This is a genomic window from Microcoleus sp. T3_D1 (assembly GCF_036700405.1).
Lineage (GTDB): Bacteria > Cyanobacteriota > Cyanobacteriia > Cyanobacteriales > Microcoleaceae > Microcoleus.
Genome location: NZ_JAUBOV010000001.1, coordinates 304499 through 320983, shown reverse-complemented (window position 1 = coordinate 320983; position 16485 = coordinate 304499). Strand labels below are relative to the sequence as shown.

Sequence of the window (16485 nt, the reverse complement as noted above, 5' to 3'; positions counted from 1 at the left end):
CAATCTAGTAAAATTGCACGCTACAGTATGCTTACCTTTAAAAAAGGTAAGTGAATTGCAGTAATCAACAGTCTCGGATAACTCCCTGAGTCCGCCAGGGAATGAATTCCCTGTCTAATAGCTAAAGTCCTCGCTATGAGGACTAATGAGTTTAAAATTTTTCTTAGTCCTCATAGCGAGGACTTTAGCTTTGAGACAGGGGTTTCAACCCCTGTCGGACTACGGGTTTAACGTGGAAAGTTGAAACCAATTGGCTTTTGGAGTGTCCCTACAATGGCTAGGTACCTTACCTGAAAAGTGCTGTATACAGACAAAAAACGAAAAATTTAACCGCTTCTAGGGTTCCGATTTGAATCTGTTTCTAACTCAGCTTAGAAATTTCAAGTGCTGGTCCGAGAGAAGCAGACTGGTTCTCCCCAGATTTAATTTTAGGGAAACACTAGCCAGTTACACGGCGGGATAAAAGCCCGGGAGAAACGCGATCGGTCATCAAGACTCGGTTCGTTAGCTCTCGGGCTTTATCCTTGTATATCAAGGGGGTTTGCGGAAGCTAAGGAAGCCAAAGAAGGTGCAAAAGCTCGATCGACATATTCACCTCTAACCAGCAACCAGAATATGCTATGAATATCCGATATTGCTCCCCCAAAAGAATGCGATCGCCCTTATCCTACTGCGCCATATTTTTCATCAGCTTGTTTTTCGCTGTCGGCTGCGTCAACCCGGCAATTTATATCAAAACCACCACAGAAAGCGAAGCAACTTCTTCAGTAAATGCTAACGCAGTTCGCCTCGGATTCAGCGCGTGGCCCGGCTGGTTTCCTTGGCAAATTGCCAAAGAGCAAAAGATATTTGAAGCTAACAATGTTGCTGTAGACTTAAAATGGTTTGACGGCTACTTAGAATCGATCAGCACCCTCACAGCAGGACAGATAGATGCTAACAGCCAAACCCTCGGCGATACAGTAAACTCTATATCGGGCGGTGCTGACCAAGTAATTGTTTTAGTCAACGACAACTCGACGGGAAATGACAAAGTGATTGTCGCCGAAGGCATCAATTCCCTTGCCGATTTAAAAGGTAAAAAAGTTGCAGCCGAGGAAGGTACAGTCGATCACTTTCTATTGCTGTTAGGGCTGAGAAGAGCAGGTTTATCAGTGCAAGATATTCAATTTATACCGCTGGAAACAGGCAAAGCTGCGGCAGCTTTCGTAGGAGGGCAAGTCGATGCGGTGGCAGTATTTGCGCCGTTTACCACGCAGGCATTAAAACGATCGAACAGCAAGGAACTGTTTAGTTCCAAAGATTTTCCGGGGGCGATTTCCGACCATTTGGTATTCACCCGAAAGTTTATCGGCGAACACCCCGATCGAGTGCAAGCCGTGGTCAATTCATGGTTTGCAACATTGGAATACATGAAATCAAATAAAGAGAAATCTTACGAGATTCTCGCCAACCGCGCCGGAGTTAGCGTTGAGGAATACAAAGAATATGAAAACGGCACTAAGATATTTACGATCGAGGAAAACTTGAAAGCCTTTCAACCGGGAAATGACATGACATCATTGCAGTTTGCGGCGGGCGAAATGACTAAATTTCTCGTCGATGTAAATTTAGCAAAAACCCAACCAGATATCAGCCGATTATTTGACGATCGTTTTATAAAAGCTTATTCGGAAGGTAAAAGCTAAAAGGCAGAATTTACGATTTTGCAGACACAAAAAACTTTCAACACTCTTATTTTTTAATATACCAAAAAGCTACTCAAATTACTCGCTCAACTGTTCTGCAATTAAATCATGCCACCAAATCCCGAACGCCGATCGATCCAATCCCACCTCAAGCAAAAAAGCCTAAATCCCACCGTTTTCTGGCGGATTGCGGAAGAGATACCACAACCCCTCAATATTGGGTTAACGGTAACATCGATCGCACTGCCGCTGCTGCTGTGGTGGCTAGTAACAACCTTCGCCAACGTAGACCCCAAATTTTTGCCTTCCCCCGGCAAAGTTTTAGAAGCATTTGGCCGGCTGTGGAACACTCGCGAACTTTTGAAAGACACAGTAGCGAGTTTGTGGCGGGTGGGAGTGGGCTTTCTGTTCGCCTTGGTTTTTTCCATACCAATTGGCGTGCTGATGGGCAGTTTTGCCAGTATTCGCGCCTTGCTGGAACCAATGTTCGGCTTGATGCGATATATGCCCGCACCAGCGTTCATTCCCCTGCTAATTCTCTACTTGGGAATCGGCGAAGAACCCAAAATAACGCTAATATTTATCGGCGTCTTTTTCTTCAATTCGCTGATGGTAATGGATACAGTCAAGTTTGTTCCAAAAGACTTGATAGAATCTACTTATATGTTAGGTGGGAATCGCTGGGAAATCCTAACTCAAGTTATTTTTCCCCACGTTTTGCCGGGAATTCTTGATGCTAGCCGCATCAACCTAGCTGCGGCTTGGCAATTGGTAATCGTCTCGGAATTGATTGCGGCAACCGAAGGCTTAGGTCGCCGGATCAGCGTCGCAGGTCGATTTCTCCGAACCGATGAAATTTTTGTGGGGCTGATTGTCATTGGGGCGATCGGACTGACTTTTGACTTGCTTTTTCAATATCTGCTGCGGGTTTCTTGTAAATGGTCAAGTCAGAAACAGTAAGCAGATGTTGAAGGAAGAAGGAAGAAGGAAGAAGGAAGAAGGCAGTGGTGTAAAATAAAATTGAAACCCACGCTAGATATCGTTGTTAGTCCTAAAATTTACCAATTTTGGGAAAGAAAAAATCAATTTTTTACTTACATTACAGAGGATAAACTCATGTTTCTGCAAATCAACAACCTGCACAAAAACTTTGAAACGAAAAACGGTAAATTAGTTGTCCTCAAGGACATCAATATGAGCATCAAGCAAGGCGAATTTATCTGCGCGGTAGGCGCATCGGGTTCGGGCAAATCTACTCTTTTGAGGCAGATTGCGGGATTGGACAAGCCGACAACAGGGGAAGTAAAAATTGATGGCAAGGAAGTTGTTTCGCCTGGGCCGGATCGAGGTATGGTATTTCAGCATTACACTCTTTATCCTTGGATGAACGTGCAGGAAAATGCCGAGTTTGGCCTTAAACTTCAAGGCGTTTCCAAGAAAAAGCGGCGCGAACAAGCGAGCTATTATTTGAGTGTGGTAGGATTGACGCAGTTTGCTTCGTCGCTGCCGAAGGAATTGTCGGGCGGGATGAAACAGCGGGTCGCGATCGCCCGCGCCCTCGCTTCTGAACCTAAAGTGTTATTAATGGATGAACCTTTCGGCGCATTGGATATCCACACTAAAGAATCGATGCACGAATTTATGCTCGATTTGTGGCGCCGCACTCAGATTACAATCTTTATGATTACCCACGATGTCGAAGAAGCGGTGTTTCTTTCCAATCGGATTTATGCTTTGGGCGCTCGTCCCGGTACAGTGAGAAAGGAAATGTCGATTAATTTGCCCGATCGCACTCCCAGCGTTAAACGTCACGCCAAATTCCACGATTACCGCGACGAACTCATGGATTTGATGCGGAAACACGGACAGGAAGCAGTTGCAATGGCGGCTTAAATAGAAATAGGTTTGTAGTTGCACTTTTTGCACCCGCGCCAAGAGTTTAACTGCCAACCTAAGTAAGTGGAAACTTAACATCTTGCACCATTCTCAATTACCTATTAGGAACGGGCAAGATGCCCGTTCCACAACAATAAAATTGAGTTTTGTGGAACGGGCATCTTGCCCGTTCTTGAGAATGGTGCGGGCAAGATGCCCGTTCCCCAATAAAATGGAGTTTTGTGGAACGGGCATCTTGCCCGTTCTTGAGAATGGTGCAAGATATCAGTGGAAATAAATATTACTTTGGGAGAGGGTGAGTTTTGCCACTACAAAATACTATTGTTTTATTTCGCTGACCCCCCAAATACATCAAGAGGAACTTATGGTGCAACTATCATCGATCGACCCAAACTCACAAATCGATTCAAGCCTCGTATTAATCGAAGAAACCGTACCGGGCGGCGCGTACTGGTCGGGAGTCATCAAGCGCGGAAACACCCTGCGAATCACCGATTTAGAAGGCTCTCGCGGCGTTTCCATGCTGTGCTACAACGCCGACAATGCGATCGAACGTTTCAACGCAGCAGACACCGCCAAAATTCAATTCAACGCCTTTCTCAAACAAGGCATGGCGATCTACACAGACATGGGACGCATCCTATTTTCCATCACCCAAGACACCTCCGGCTGTCACGATTTGCTAGGAGGATGCAGCAACGCCATTAGCAATGCCAAAAAATACGGCGAAGGAGACTGGAAAAACTCCCGCGACAACTTCCTCAAAGCCCTAAGTCGGTGGGGATTGGGCAAAAAAGATATCATGCCCAACCTCAACTTATTTACTCGCATTGCCGTCAAACCAGACGGCACGATGGAGTTTCGCGAAGGCTGCGAAAAACCGGGTAGTTTTATCGATTTGCGAGCAGAAATGAACGTATTGACCATTATCTCTAACTGCCCCCACATCCTGCATCCGGGTTCAACTTACGATCCAAAACCCATCCAAATTCAAATTGTGAAAACCCCCGCACCCGCACCAGACGACTTGTGCCGCACCGCCAACCCGGAAGCCGTGCGCGGCTTCATCAACACTGATGCTTTGTTCGTGCAATAGAGTCGATTCCACAACTCAACTTTGTCCGCATCAATCGGCGGTAAAAATTTCTGCAATTCCATCACAAAAAGTGAACCATGACTGCAACTACCCAACAAATCCTCGATCCAAAAACAGCAATTTATAACGAAGTTTTACCCGCCAGACATCCCTGGTCTCGCGTCATCAAAAAAGGACAGATTCTTCGGATTGTAGATTTAGGCGGAAATCAAGCAGTAGATTTTTTAGTTTACAATGCCGATGACCCTTCCGAACGCTACAGCGCCCCCGATACGATCGTCAATCAAGGCAACATCTTTGTCACTACAAACAGCCAACTCCTTTCCAATGAAGGGCGAGCCATTATGACCATAATTGCTGACTCCTGCGGGCGACACGATACCTCCGGCGGCGCCTGTAGCTGCGAAAGCAATTCGGTGCGGTTTGGGCTAGATAAAAAATACCAGCACGCCTGTGTTGAAAATTTTCTCGCCGCAATTCTTCCCTACGGTTTGGGCAAGCGAGATTTAGTCAGTAATATCAATTTCTTTATGAATGTTCCGGTTAGCGAAGATGGCACGCTTGAAATTGTTGACGGCATCTCCGATCCGGGAAGCACAGTTGATTTGCGAGCCGAAATGAACGCGCTGGTTGCTATTTCTAACTGCCCGCAAATGAACAATCCTTGCAATGCTTACAATCCTACGCCGATTCAGTTGATTGTTTGGGATGCGGTGTAAAATAGCGTGGGTACTGCCTCCGCAATCTTTTTAGGGCGGGCTAGAAGCCCACCCCACAACAAAAATTAATGTTTGTGGAACAGGCATCTTGCCTGTTCTTCAGGATAGTTTTAGGGCGGGCTAGAAGCCCACCCCACAACAAAAATTAATGTTTGTGGAACAGGCATCTTGCCTGTTCTTCAGGATAGTTTTAGGGCGGGCTAGAAGCCCACCCCACAACAAAAATTAATGTTTGTGGAACAGGCATCTTGCCTGTTCTTCAGGCTAGTACAAGATGTAACTAGATACCAATCAGCAATTCCCTAAATGTTTAACAAAGTTTTGATTGCAAATCGCGGTGAAATAGCCTGCCGAATTATCCGCACCCTCGATCGCCTCGGAATTGCTTCAGTAGCAGTATATTCTGAAGCCGACGCCCGCGCCTCGCACGTTTTTGCCGCCAGCGAAGCCGTTTGTATCGGTGCAGCCGCCGCAGCCGAGAGTTATTTGCGGTTCGATCGCATTCTCGAAGTTGCGCGCCAAACTAAAGCTCAAGCTATTCATCCGGGTTACGGCTTTTTGAGCGAAAATGCTGAATTTGCCGAAGCTTGTGCAAGCGAAAATATTGCATTTATCGGCCCGACTCCGAGTCAGTTGCGCTGCTTTGGATTGAAGCACACCGCGCGGGAAATAGCCGCTGCAAATCAAGTGCCGCTAACTCCCGGAAGCGAACTTTTAGCAAGTTTGGAGGATGCCCAAAAAGCGGCTGGGGCGATCGGCTATCCGGTGATGCTCAAAAGTACCGCAGGCGGCGGCGGCATTGGTTTGCAGGCTTGTTTTGGCGATCGAGATTTGGCAGAAGCCTTTGAAAAAGTACAGCGTTTGAGTCAAAGCAATTTTAAACAAAGCGGCGTTTTTTTAGAGAAATATATTCAAACAGCCAGACACATTGAAGTCCAAATCTTTGGAGATGGCAAAGGAAATGTCATAGCCTTGGGCGAACGAGATTGTTCGGTGCAGCGGCGCAATCAAAAAGTAATTGAAGAAACCCCCGCCCCTGCTATTACCGACGAACAGCGAAATCAGTTGTACAGTGCAGCAGTGCGGCTGGGAAAAGCCGTAAATTACCAATCCGCCGGTACTGTTGAATTTGTATTTGATGTCGATGCGAAACAGTTTTATTTTTTGGAAGTCAACACGCGCTTGCAAGTTGAACACGGCGTTACTGAAGCTGTCAACAACATCGACCTCGTTGAGTGGATGGTAAAACAGGCTTCTGGAGATTTGTTCCCCCTGGAAGAGTACCGCTATCAACCGCAGGGACACTCAATTGAGGTGCGAATTTATGCGGAAGATGCCGGCAAGAATTTTCAGCCGAGTTCCGGGTTGCTGAATCAAGTTGCGTTTCCCGAAAACGTCCGCTGCGACAGTTGGATAGAAACCGGCACGGAGGTAACTCCTTTTTACGATCCGCTGCTAGCCAAAGTAATCGTTTGCGGGGATAATCGAACGCAGGCGATCGCCCAACTCAAAGCTGCTTTAGATGCCAGTGAAATAGCGGGAATTGAAACTAATTTAGATTACCTCCGCCAGATTTTGGACGATTCCCGATTCAGCCGGGGCGAACTGAGCACGCGCTTTTTAAACTCTTTTGAATACGCACCTTTAACGATCGATGTATTGGATGGGGGAACCTACAGCAGCATTCAAGATTATCCGGGGCGGATTGGCTATTGGGATGTTGGCGTGCCGCCTTCTGGGCCGATGGATCATCTGGCATTTCGATCGGCAAATCGTTTAGTAGGAAATCCCGAATCGACAGCAGGATTGGAATTCACAGCGACAGGCCCAACTCTGCGCTTTAATGCCGATACAGTTATTAGTTTAACTGGTGCAATTATGAAGGGAACGCTAAACGGCGAATCGGTGCCGTTTTGGCGGGCCATTCCCGTAAAAGCGGGCAGCATTCTCAAGTTAAAAGCCATTGAAGGCGGCGGCTACCGCACTTATTTAGCGGTAAAGCACGGCTTTAATGTCCCCGATTATTTGGGCAGCAAATCAACGTTTGTACTGGGCAAATTTGGCGGACACGCTGGCCGCACGCTGCGTGCGGGAGATGTGCTGAAACTGAATCAAACTGCAACTCTGGAAGCGGAATTATCTTTGCCTCCCGAACTAATTCCAACTTACAGCAATAATTGGGAAATCGGTGTTTTGTACGGGCCTCACGGCGCGCCGGATTTCTTTACTGAGTCAGACATCGCCATGTTTTTCTCAACAGAATGGCGGGTGCATTACAACTCGACTCGGACGGGAATTCGGCTGATCGGCCCGAAGCCCACTTGGGCGCGTCAAGACGGCGGAGAAGCGGGTTTGCACCCGTCTAACATTCACGATAATGCTTATGCGATCGGCACGATCGACTTTACGGGCGATATGCCTGTAATTCTCGGTCTTGACGGCCCGAGTTTGGGAGGTTTTGTGTGTCCTGCTACTATTGTGCAGTCGGAATTGTGGAAAATCGGGCAACTGAAACCGGGGGACAGCATTCGCTTTCACTGTTTGAGTTTTGCGGAAGCTTTGCAGCGGGAAATAGCACAAAATAGGCAAATTGCTACTTTTAGTTTGCCTGTTTTTGGGGAAAATGCGGAGGAATTGCCCGCAGTTCCCGCTTCTCCAATTTTGCACGAAATTCCCGAATCTCTGGGACAGGTTGCTGTTACTTACCGTCAAGCTGGGGATAAATATATTCTAGTTGAATACGGCCCATTGGTGCTGGATTTAAATTTGCGTTTTCGGGCGCACGCATTGATGGAACAGTTGAAAGCAAATCCGTTGCCTGGTGTTATCGAATTAGTGCCGGGAATGCGATCGCTCCAAATTCACTTTGAGGGCCGCCAGATTTCCCAACAGCAGCTAATGCAGGCGCTGATTGCGGCGGAGGCGGAACTTCCGGCGATCGAGGATTTGGAAGTGCCGGCGCGAATTGTGCACTTGCCTTTATCTTGGGAAGATGAATCGACGCTGTTGGCCATTGAAAAATATATGCAGTCTGTGCGATCGGATGCACCTTGGTGTCCCAGTAATATTGAGTTTATTCGCCGCATAAACGGGCTTGACAGCATCGAACAAGTCAGAGAAATTGTATTTAATGCTAGCTATTTAGTGATGGGTTTGGGAGACGTTTATTTAGGCGCGCCTGTCGCAACTCCCCTCGATCCGCGCCACCGTTTGGTTACTACTAAATACAATCCCGCCCGCACTTGGACTCCTGAAAATGCAGTTGGTATTGGCGGCGCGTATTTGTGCGTTTACGGGATGGAAGGGCCCGGAGGTTATCAATTTGTCGGCCGCACGGTGCAAATGTGGAATCGGTTCAAACAAACGGCGGATTTCCAGTCTGGTAAACCTTGGCTTTTACGCTTTTTTGACCAAATCCGATTTTATCCGGTTTCTCATGAGGAATTGCACCGCTGTCGGGAAGAATTTATTGAAGGGAAGTTTAAATTAAAGGTTGAGGAAATCACTTTTAATTTGAGAGAATACAATGAGTTTTTGCATTCTATTGCGGGCAGTGCGGCTGAGTTTAAAGCGCAGCAGCAGGCCGCATTTAATGCAGAGCGCGATCGCTGGGCCGCTTCCGGGGAATTTGACGCTGAAGCTGCCGCAGAATCCTCGGCGGATGTGGGTTCGGAAACGGCGGCGGAGGTTACTTTGCCGATCGGCTGTGAGGCTGTTGTCGCTCACGTTTCGGCTAATGTTTGGCAGGTGCTGGTTAATGTGGGAGATGCGGTTGCTGAGGGCGATCGCCTGTTAATTTTGGAAGCGATGAAAATGGAAATTGCTATTACTGCTGATGTTGCCGGCACTGTCGCCCAATTGTTTTGTGAAAAGGGACAAACAGTGACAGCCGGACAAATTTTAGCGGCTGTTCAACCGAATTAATCCCTCTGTTGTCAGTTCGGGGAAAGTAGAAGCCGTTGGATAATTGGGGGATGATTTTGATTGTTTTGTGGGATGGGATATCGTAGCCAGTCAGGTGTATTTTCACTGAAGGCGAGACACCCCACAAGAATCATCATCAAATTGTGCAACCCCGGCTCATTTAATGAAGATTTAGCAGCAGTTAGGGCTTCAAAAGGGTGGGGATATATCAATCAAGCAGGCCAGTGGGCGATCGCCCCCAAGTTTCCGCTGTCGGCAGTTTTTCAGAAGGCTTAGCCGCTGTCAAGCAATGGCCAATCTGGCTTCATAAATCAAGCTGCAAAGCTAGTCATTTAGCAGGTTCGGTGCTCTGTTTAGGCTTTAAATTTGTTTAAACTCACATCTTGCACCATTCTCAATAACAGGCAAGATGCCTGTTCCACAAAGAGTAGATTTTCTTGTGGAACAGGCATCTTGCCTGTTCCTAAAAAGCTTATTGACAATGGTGCAACATCTCTGTTTAAATCTCGTTAAATTAACTCTAGCAGCCCATAATGGATCGGCAAACCATCCTGAAATACCAGCAATTCTCCCGGCTGAATTTGCGTCCAAACTTCGTTATCAGTCAGCGGAAAAGTGGCAATAACAGCCACGCGATCGTCCTCGTGGGTCAATTCCCGAAAATCGACTGTTACATCTTCGTCGATCGAGTGAGCGCTAGCAAAAGGTGCTTGTCGCACAATATAATGGAGATTAGTAGAACAGTGTGCGAACAAGTGTTCTCCATCAGAAAGTAAATAATTAAAAATTCCGTACTCTGCCAAAGTTTTAGTAATTTCCTCCAGTACCGGGTAAATATCCGTGACAGCAGGCTTGCTTTGAGGAAAAGTAGAGCGCAGCTTTTCTAATATCAAACAAAAAGCTTTTTCGCTGTCAGTTTTGCCAACCGGCTTGTAAAATCCGGCACGTTCTGGATTAAAATTTTCCAGATTTCCATTGTGAGCAAACACCCAATAGCGCCCCCAAAGTTCCCGAATAAAAGGGTGGCAGTTTTCCAAAGCAATTTCGCCTTGAGTAGCTTTGCGGATGTGAGCAATGACGTTAGTTGAATGAATGGGATAGCGGCGCACTACTTCAGCAACCGGAGAAACAATCGCAGGTTTAGAGTCTATAAAAAGGCGACATCCCAAACCTTCAAAGAAAGCAATTCCCCAACCGTCTTGATGAACGTCGGTTTTGCCCCCTCTTGCAGAAAAACCCTCAAAAGAAAAGCAAATATCTGTTGGAACATTGCAGTTCATTCCCAGTAATTGGCACATAGCTTTTAAATTTCTGGAGTTTGGATGGATGTCGCAGCTATTGGCAGCTACATACCTGCGATGATAGTATTATAGTATGAATTGATTTAGCCTAATAAAAAAAATACAATAATTTTGGATGGTCAACCATAAGACCTCTTGCACAAATAACTAGGACGGGCTCTTCGGCCCATCCCACAAGAGTTATTTTTTCTTGTGGGATGGGCCGAAGAGCCCGTCCAATAAATTTATGAAAAGGACTTTTGCAAGAGGTCTATAATGCTAATTAAATTTTAAAAAATGCGTGAAGCCAAGCTATTCCGTTCGTTAAGCCAGCCCGTTGCGGTAGGGAATCGCTCAAAATTAAATCGCGTTCCCCGGAGAACAGTCTTCATCGTTCCATTTGTCCTGCAATTTTTTTAATTAAATTCAGGTAAGATTCAATTTGGTGGGGGAAAATCTGAAAGTTGTTTGATATCCTTCAAAACTATTTGAGGCTTCCCTTTGTACTGTTCTACCTTCCCACTGACATACACATATCCCCGTCCCACACCCGCATAACGTTTCTCAATTAGCCGCTTCAAGGGAGCCATTTCATCAGTTTCAGCATCTGGTATCCACAAATCTAATTTATGATACACAGAACCAGCATAAATTAGAGCGCTGCCGCCGATCCATTTATTAATCCCAGCCTCCAAATCGCAGAAAATAGTAAGAGATTGAGCTTTCTCAGAAGCAGCTAATATTTTCGGGTAGTGCAACCTCAAAGAAAGCGCTCCTGCTGTTGCTTCCGACAACCGAAACTCTTCAACAATCGAGCCTCGCATCGACCACCAAGGCAGTAAATTAGCATAGTTGCGAGAGGGGATTTTGGCATTGATAATCGGATTCCAAATCATCAGATTGTAAGCTTTTGCTGCCGATTCTGCCTCAGTCATTTGTCGGTGATATAATCTGGAGCGGCCGTATTTGACGAAGTAGGGACTCCAGCCTTCTTCAATCAGTTTAAGATTGTAATTTTCTCCGTCTTTATGTACGTAACAGAGGAGACGCCCGTAGTTGTCGCGGTGTTTTTGTAGAGCCACTTCAACCGAATCGTCTGTATCAAATTCTATGTCAATTTGAGCAAGTCCGCCATCTGCTGTGGCGAAGTATTTTTTAGCCATTTCCGTACCTGCTTTCCCCGCCGCAGTTACAGGTTTGGAGCCTCCCGGATGACTTTCTTCTGTATCGACGCAAATCAGCCGCAGAGACTCGGTTTTGCCGTTGAGAGAAATTTTGATGCTGTCGCCATCAACTACTTTAGTTATTTGCAGGTTCGGAATTCTGGTTGCCATATTTTCAACCCTGTTGCACTTGAGATTTCATACAGGTATCGGTTGAATCATACACGAGTTCGCTATCAATAGCAACTGTAATTTTTGGTGTTTGTATTAATATTTGTCAACGGTGGCGTATTTTATCAAGTCGGGGAAAAAATCTCGAAAATCTGATTCTAATCGCTGATAGTTAGCTGTCAAATCTTCTATGCCGCTTGCCAAGTTATTTGTCCGTTTGAGTCGCGCCGACATTCTTGTAAGAGTGATGCCGATTTCGGCGATGTCCTGATAAGATGAAAGCAAGTCGCGGGCAATTATTGTTGGCAGCACCCGCTGGAGAGATTCAGGCAATATATCGCGGTTGTCTTGCAGGATTTTATAGACATGGCGAGAAAAATCTGGAAGCGGAATTTCTGAATATTCCAGCCAATTTTTAGCCAAGAAGTGGTCGTAAAACACGTCAATCAAAACTCCAGCAAACCTGCGTCTCTCGGCGCAAACAAGGCTTTTACTCGATCGCACTATTGGGTGAGAGTCCGTGTAGCTATCTACTTTGCGGTGCAAATCGATGCCTTTTCTAATTTCATCGGGATAAAGGTTGACAGCCGAACCTTTGACAAAATCTCCGAGGAGGTTGCCTATCAGGGATTCTGGCGTGCCTTTTGATAAGAATAGATGAGCCAAATAATTCATTAACTACACAACTGCATAACCTGTATGAGGTCTGACATCGGCGGGATGAAAACCTAAAACAATGGAATCCTTGGAGATTCCAGCAGCTACAAGTTCTTTCGTTACGCCGTATTCTGTCTCATCTCGCTGTACCCAAATCTTATCATCAATAATATCTATATGAACCAAACAGCCGTGAATTCGTTTGGCTTTATCCCAGCCTAAAGTAACTAGCAGGTAACAATCAGATTTTTCATCAAACACGGCTTTACAAATTATATCGCCATGAGAGTAAGGAATTTTTGTGTAAGGTTCGAGAACTGTTTTAATGGTGGTTCTAAAGTTAGCTAAAGTATCCATTTTACAATCGCCTCTTGATTTGGGTCGAATACAATCAGCTTGAGCTTTTCATCTTCAATCATTAATTGACCGATCGGTTCTTCAAATAGAGATTCATAGGTGATATCGCGAACAGCCAGATACAGCGTATGTTCTGGATAAGTTCTCTGAAGCACAGATCGATAAATAGTAAATTGTCCGATCGCCTCTCTCAAGTCCTGCATTTCTGAATCGCTGACAAAGCTTTTGACTTCCACAGCAATTTTCTGTTCTCCTCGTTCCGCTGCGAGCACCTGTTTTGCTCCCAGATCCACATACATATCTTTTTTCCCCCATTTCAGATGGAGAGGATCGTGAGTAATTATCCACCCATCATTGAGGAGAGATTTTTTAACTGTATTGTGGTAGAGGTCTAAAGCGGGCATAGAACAACACGAGCAATATAAGACTTCACGGTTATATAATAGCAAATTATGATGCAATTATCTTAAACCGCAACTACAAGGAGAAAGAATAATGGCTGTTCTAGAATGTGTAAAACCGGGTGCTAAACTCGGTCAAATTATTCTTGCCGTCGATCTGACTGTTGCCGGTGCAGTCGATCGCATTTTAGCAAAAATTCAAGACTTGGGATATGACCCAGAAATCCGCCATGTCAACTATCCGTCAGGAGTTCACGTCTTAGCAATTCTCAAAGACGAACAGCATTCTGAAGCAGTTGATGATGACTACTTGTTAGAGGATTGGCTACAGGTAAGGTCGGAAATTAACGCCGATGCCGTTCATCTGTGGCGCGGCAAATAAGCTGTTTTTGGTCGATCAATGAATCTTGGATAACAAAAGAGCGATCGCCTAACTGTAGTATGCGGGCGATCGCATCACAAATTTCTTTCAGAAGTAGTGTTGCAGCCTATTGAGAGCTATACTCACCAAATGTTGTCACATACCCCTTAACAGTAACTCCCATATCTAATTCCTCGTGATGAATAAGTAGGTTAGATAATTGGGCAATCAAAAATTCAATCTCGCGACGGTTCTCAAACTGGAGAAAAATACTGCTACCTTCACCCTTAATAATCACCGTTGGAATATCGCTGTCGTCTAACTGTGAATCAATATCTGGGATTATTTGTCTGATTTGCTCTTCAGTCCATATCTGACTCATTCCTCTATCTCCCGTTCACAAATACAGCGGTATGACTTACCACTCTTATTGAGAATGACACCGCAGAAAGTTATGTAGTTTTGCCACTTCCATTATAGCTGATATCTTGCACCATTCTCAATTACCTGTTTAGGAACGGGCAAGATGCCCGTTCCACAAAGAGTGAATTTTCTTGTGGAACGGGCATCTTGCCCGTTCTTGAGAATAGTGCAACATCTCAGTTATAGCTAACAATTAAACCAGACGAACGCAGATAAGATTATATCTGCGTTCATCCGCGTTAATTTGCCTACATCTGCGGTTAAAAAATCCCCCTACGCACCTCCCCGCAACTTATCCAAAACCGTCCGGTCTTCCAAAGTCGAAGTATCCCCAGAAACCTCTTGTCCCGCAGCTAAAGAACGCAGCAAACGCCGCATAATTTTACCGCTTCGAGTTTTCGGCAAAGCATCAGTAAATCGAATTTCGCCGGGACGGGCGATCGCCCCAATTTCCTTAACAACGTGCTGCTTCAATTCCTTAGCCAATTCATCGCTAGGTTGCTGCGAGTTGTCCAGCGTGACAAAAGCCACAATTTCCTCACCTTTAATCTCATCCGGTTTACCAACAACCGCAGCTTCCGCCACCGCTGGATGCGATACCAAAGCTGACTCGACTTCCATTGTGCCGAGTCGGTGTCCGGCCACATTAATTACATCGTCAACGCGGCCCATTACCCAGAAATAACCGTCTTTGTCCTTGTGCGCGCCGTCTCCAGCAAAGTACACGAATTCGCCATCTTTCGGGTGCAAATATTCCCAATAAGTGCGGCGAAAACGATCGGCATCGTTGTAAAGTGTCCGCATCATTCCCGGCCAAGGATGTTTCACCACTAAATAACCGCCGCTTTCGTTAGTGACTGGTTCGCCATCTTGGTCAACAACATCGACCACAATTCCGGGGAACGGTAGGGTTGCAGAACCGGGTTTTGTAGGAATTGCACCGGGCAAAGCGGTAATCATAATTCCCCCGGTTTCTGTTTGCCACCAAGTATCGACGATCGGACAATTCGACTTGCCAATTACTCGTTGATACCACATCCAAGCTTCAGGATTGATCGGTTCGCCGACGGTTCCTAACAACCGCAAAGATGACAAATTGCGCGCGTTGGGCAAGTGTTCGCCCATTTTCATAAAGGTGCGAATGGCGGTGGGTGCAGTATAGAAAACGGTGACGCCGTATTTTTCAATTACATCCCAAAAACAGCCAGGATTTGAAGGGCGAGGAGCACCTTCATACATTAAAGTTGTCGCACCGTTGGACAGCGGCCCGTAGACAATATAACTGTGTCCAGTAATCCAGCCGACATCAGCAGTACACCAGTAAACATCGGTATCTTGGAGGTCGAATATCCATTTGGTTGTCATGTGGGTATAAAGGTTATAACCACCGGTTGTATGGACGACTCCTTTCGGTTTGCCGGTACTGCCACTGGTGTAGAGTACGAACAGCATATCTTCGCTGTCCATCGGTTCGGCGGGACAATTTGCCGATGCACCTTTTTGCAAATCGTGCCACCAATGATCGCGCCCTGGTTCCATGTCAATTTTCTGTTTGGTGCGCTGAACTACGAGAACGTTGGTAACACTTGGTGTGGCATTATTTGCTAATGCTTTGTCTACTTGTGTTTTGAGGCCGACGGCGGTATCTTTGCGGAAGCCACCGTCTGCGGTGATGACGAGTTTTGCTTGGCCGTCGTTGAGTCGATCGCGCAAAGCTTCTGCACTAAAACCGCCAAAAACAACGCTGTGTACTGCACCGATTCTGGCGCAGGCTAGCATGGCGATCGCAGCTTCGGGAATCATGGGCATATAAATGCCGACGCGATCGCCCTTTTGGACTCCCAATTGTTTGATGACGTTCGCCATTTGGCAGACTTCGCGGTGGAGTTGCGCGTAGGTGAGGGTGCGCGAGTCTCCGGGTTCGCCTTCCCAAATCAGGGCGGCTTTATTTTTGCGCCAAGTGGTTAAGTGGCGATCGAGACAATTGTAGGAAATGTTAATTTTGCCATTGACAAACCATTTAGCAACAGGCGGTTGCCAGTCGAGCACGGTATCCCAGTTTTGGAACCAGTGCAATTCTTGGGTGGCGAGTTCTGCCCAGAAGGCTTGGGGGTCAGCTTTGGCTTTGTCGTAGAGGGCTTGGTACTCTTCTAGGCTTTTGATGTGAGCTTTTTGGGAGAATTCAGCGGGCGGCTGAAATAGGCGTTTTTCATGCAGAATTGATTCGATGGTATCTTGCGACATTGCTTTTAACTTTAACTTCGGTTAGTCTTTTTAACTATTGTTTGCATAAGTTGGAGCAAAAGTATGTTTATTTTCCTTAAGACTTTGGGGAAATTTGTAAATGTT

The 16485-nt window shown here is 46.1% G+C and carries 16 protein-coding genes and 1 riboswitch; of the genes, 8 read left to right on the top strand and 8 right to left on the bottom strand.

What is annotated here, in order from left to right; translation table 11 throughout:
- Positions 1–325: 325 nt before the first annotated feature.
- A riboswitch (guanidine-I (ykkC/yxkD leader) is annotated at positions 326–476 on the top strand.
- Positions 477–620: 144 nt separating this feature from the next.
- The 3 genes from QT992_RS01335 (at position 621) to QT992_RS01325 (ending at position 3581) form a co-directional block, all read left to right on the top strand.
- Positions 621–1688 (top strand): ABC transporter substrate-binding protein, encoded by a 1068-nt coding sequence (locus QT992_RS01335; RefSeq protein ID WP_333336150.1) that lies wholly within the window; start codon positions 621–623, stop codon positions 1686–1688.
- A 108-nt stretch (positions 1689–1796) separates the two neighbouring features.
- The gene (locus QT992_RS01330; RefSeq protein WP_333336154.1) at positions 1797–2648 is read left to right on the top strand and encodes an ABC transporter permease; all 852 of its coding nucleotides are present in this window, start codon (positions 1797–1799) and stop codon (positions 2646–2648) included.
- Positions 2649–2804: 156 nt separating this feature from the next.
- Positions 2805–3581, top strand: a complete 777-nt coding sequence (locus QT992_RS01325) for an ABC transporter ATP-binding protein (RefSeq protein ID WP_015175425.1) — start codon at positions 2805–2807, stop codon at positions 3579–3581.
- A 93-nt stretch (positions 3582–3674) separates the two neighbouring features.
- Here the strand turns inward: QT992_RS01325 and QT992_RS01320 are convergent, their stop codons facing one another.
- On the bottom strand, positions 3675–3818 hold the full coding sequence (locus tag QT992_RS01320) for a hypothetical protein (RefSeq protein ID WP_333318730.1): 144 nt from the start codon (positions 3816–3818) through the stop codon (positions 3675–3677).
- A 130-nt stretch (positions 3819–3948) separates the two neighbouring features.
- Here QT992_RS01320 and QT992_RS01315 point away from each other — a divergent pair, with 130 nt between their 5' ends.
- From QT992_RS01315 to QT992_RS01300, 4 genes are all read left to right on the top strand, one after another.
- Positions 3949–4680: an urea amidolyase associated protein UAAP1 gene (locus QT992_RS01315; RefSeq protein WP_333336157.1), complete on the top strand. Its 732-nt coding sequence runs from the start codon at positions 3949–3951 to the stop codon at positions 4678–4680.
- A 77-nt stretch (positions 4681–4757) separates the two neighbouring features.
- Entirely contained in the window at positions 4758–5399 is a 642-nt protein-coding gene (locus tag QT992_RS01310) for an urea amidolyase associated protein UAAP2 (protein ID WP_333336160.1), read from the top strand.
- 306 nt (positions 5400–5705) lie between these two features.
- On the top strand, positions 5706–9323 hold the full coding sequence (uca, locus tag QT992_RS01305; protein ID WP_333336163.1) for an urea carboxylase: 3618 nt from the start codon (positions 5706–5708) through the stop codon (positions 9321–9323).
- Between the two features lie 72 nt (positions 9324–9395).
- Positions 9396–9599: a WG repeat-containing protein gene (locus QT992_RS01300; RefSeq protein ID WP_333336166.1), complete on the top strand. Its 204-nt coding sequence runs from the start codon at positions 9396–9398 to the stop codon at positions 9597–9599.
- Between the two features lie 233 nt (positions 9600–9832).
- Here QT992_RS01300 and QT992_RS01295 read toward each other — a convergent pair whose 3' ends face one another.
- The 5 genes from QT992_RS01295 to QT992_RS01275 form a co-directional block, all read right to left on the bottom strand.
- Positions 9833–10621, bottom strand: coding sequence for a class II glutamine amidotransferase (locus tag QT992_RS01295; protein ID WP_333318737.1), 789 nt, complete (start codon positions 10619–10621; stop codon positions 9833–9835).
- 419 nt (positions 10622–11040) lie between these two features.
- Positions 11041–11937 carry a thermonuclease family protein gene (locus QT992_RS01290; protein ID WP_333318739.1) on the bottom strand — a complete coding sequence of 299 codons (897 nt, stop codon included), beginning with the start codon at positions 11935–11937 and terminating at the stop codon, positions 11041–11043.
- 96 nt (positions 11938–12033) lie between these two features.
- Complete coding sequence (locus QT992_RS01285) at positions 12034–12612, bottom strand: ACP phosphodiesterase (RefSeq protein ID WP_333376376.1); 579 nt, start codon at positions 12610–12612, stop codon at positions 12034–12036.
- 3 nt (positions 12613–12615) lie between these two features.
- Positions 12616–12951: a XisI protein gene (locus tag QT992_RS01280; protein ID WP_190740648.1), complete on the bottom strand. Its 336-nt coding sequence runs from the start codon at positions 12949–12951 to the stop codon at positions 12616–12618.
- Positions 12939–13355: an element excision factor XisH family protein gene (locus tag QT992_RS01275; protein ID WP_333053641.1), complete on the bottom strand. Its 417-nt coding sequence runs from the start codon at positions 13353–13355 to the stop codon at positions 12939–12941. Before QT992_RS01275 ends, QT992_RS01280 begins: the two co-directional genes overlap by 13 nt.
- Positions 13356–13446: 91 nt before the next feature.
- Here QT992_RS01275 and QT992_RS01270 point away from each other — a divergent pair, with 91 nt between their 5' ends.
- Positions 13447–13734 carry a hypothetical protein gene (locus QT992_RS01270; protein ID WP_096828764.1) on the top strand — a complete coding sequence of 96 codons (288 nt, stop codon included), beginning with the start codon at positions 13447–13449 and terminating at the stop codon, positions 13732–13734.
- A gap of 106 nt (positions 13735–13840) precedes the next feature.
- Here the strand turns inward: QT992_RS01270 and QT992_RS01265 are convergent, their stop codons facing one another.
- Entirely contained in the window at positions 13841–14095 is a 255-nt protein-coding gene (locus tag QT992_RS01265) for a hypothetical protein (protein ID WP_333318743.1), read from the bottom strand.
- A gap of 314 nt (positions 14096–14409) precedes the next feature.
- Positions 14410–16380, bottom strand: a complete 1971-nt coding sequence (gene acs, locus QT992_RS01260) for an acetate--CoA ligase (RefSeq protein WP_333376374.1) — start codon at positions 16378–16380, stop codon at positions 14410–14412.
- Positions 16381–16485 lie beyond the last annotated feature (105 nt).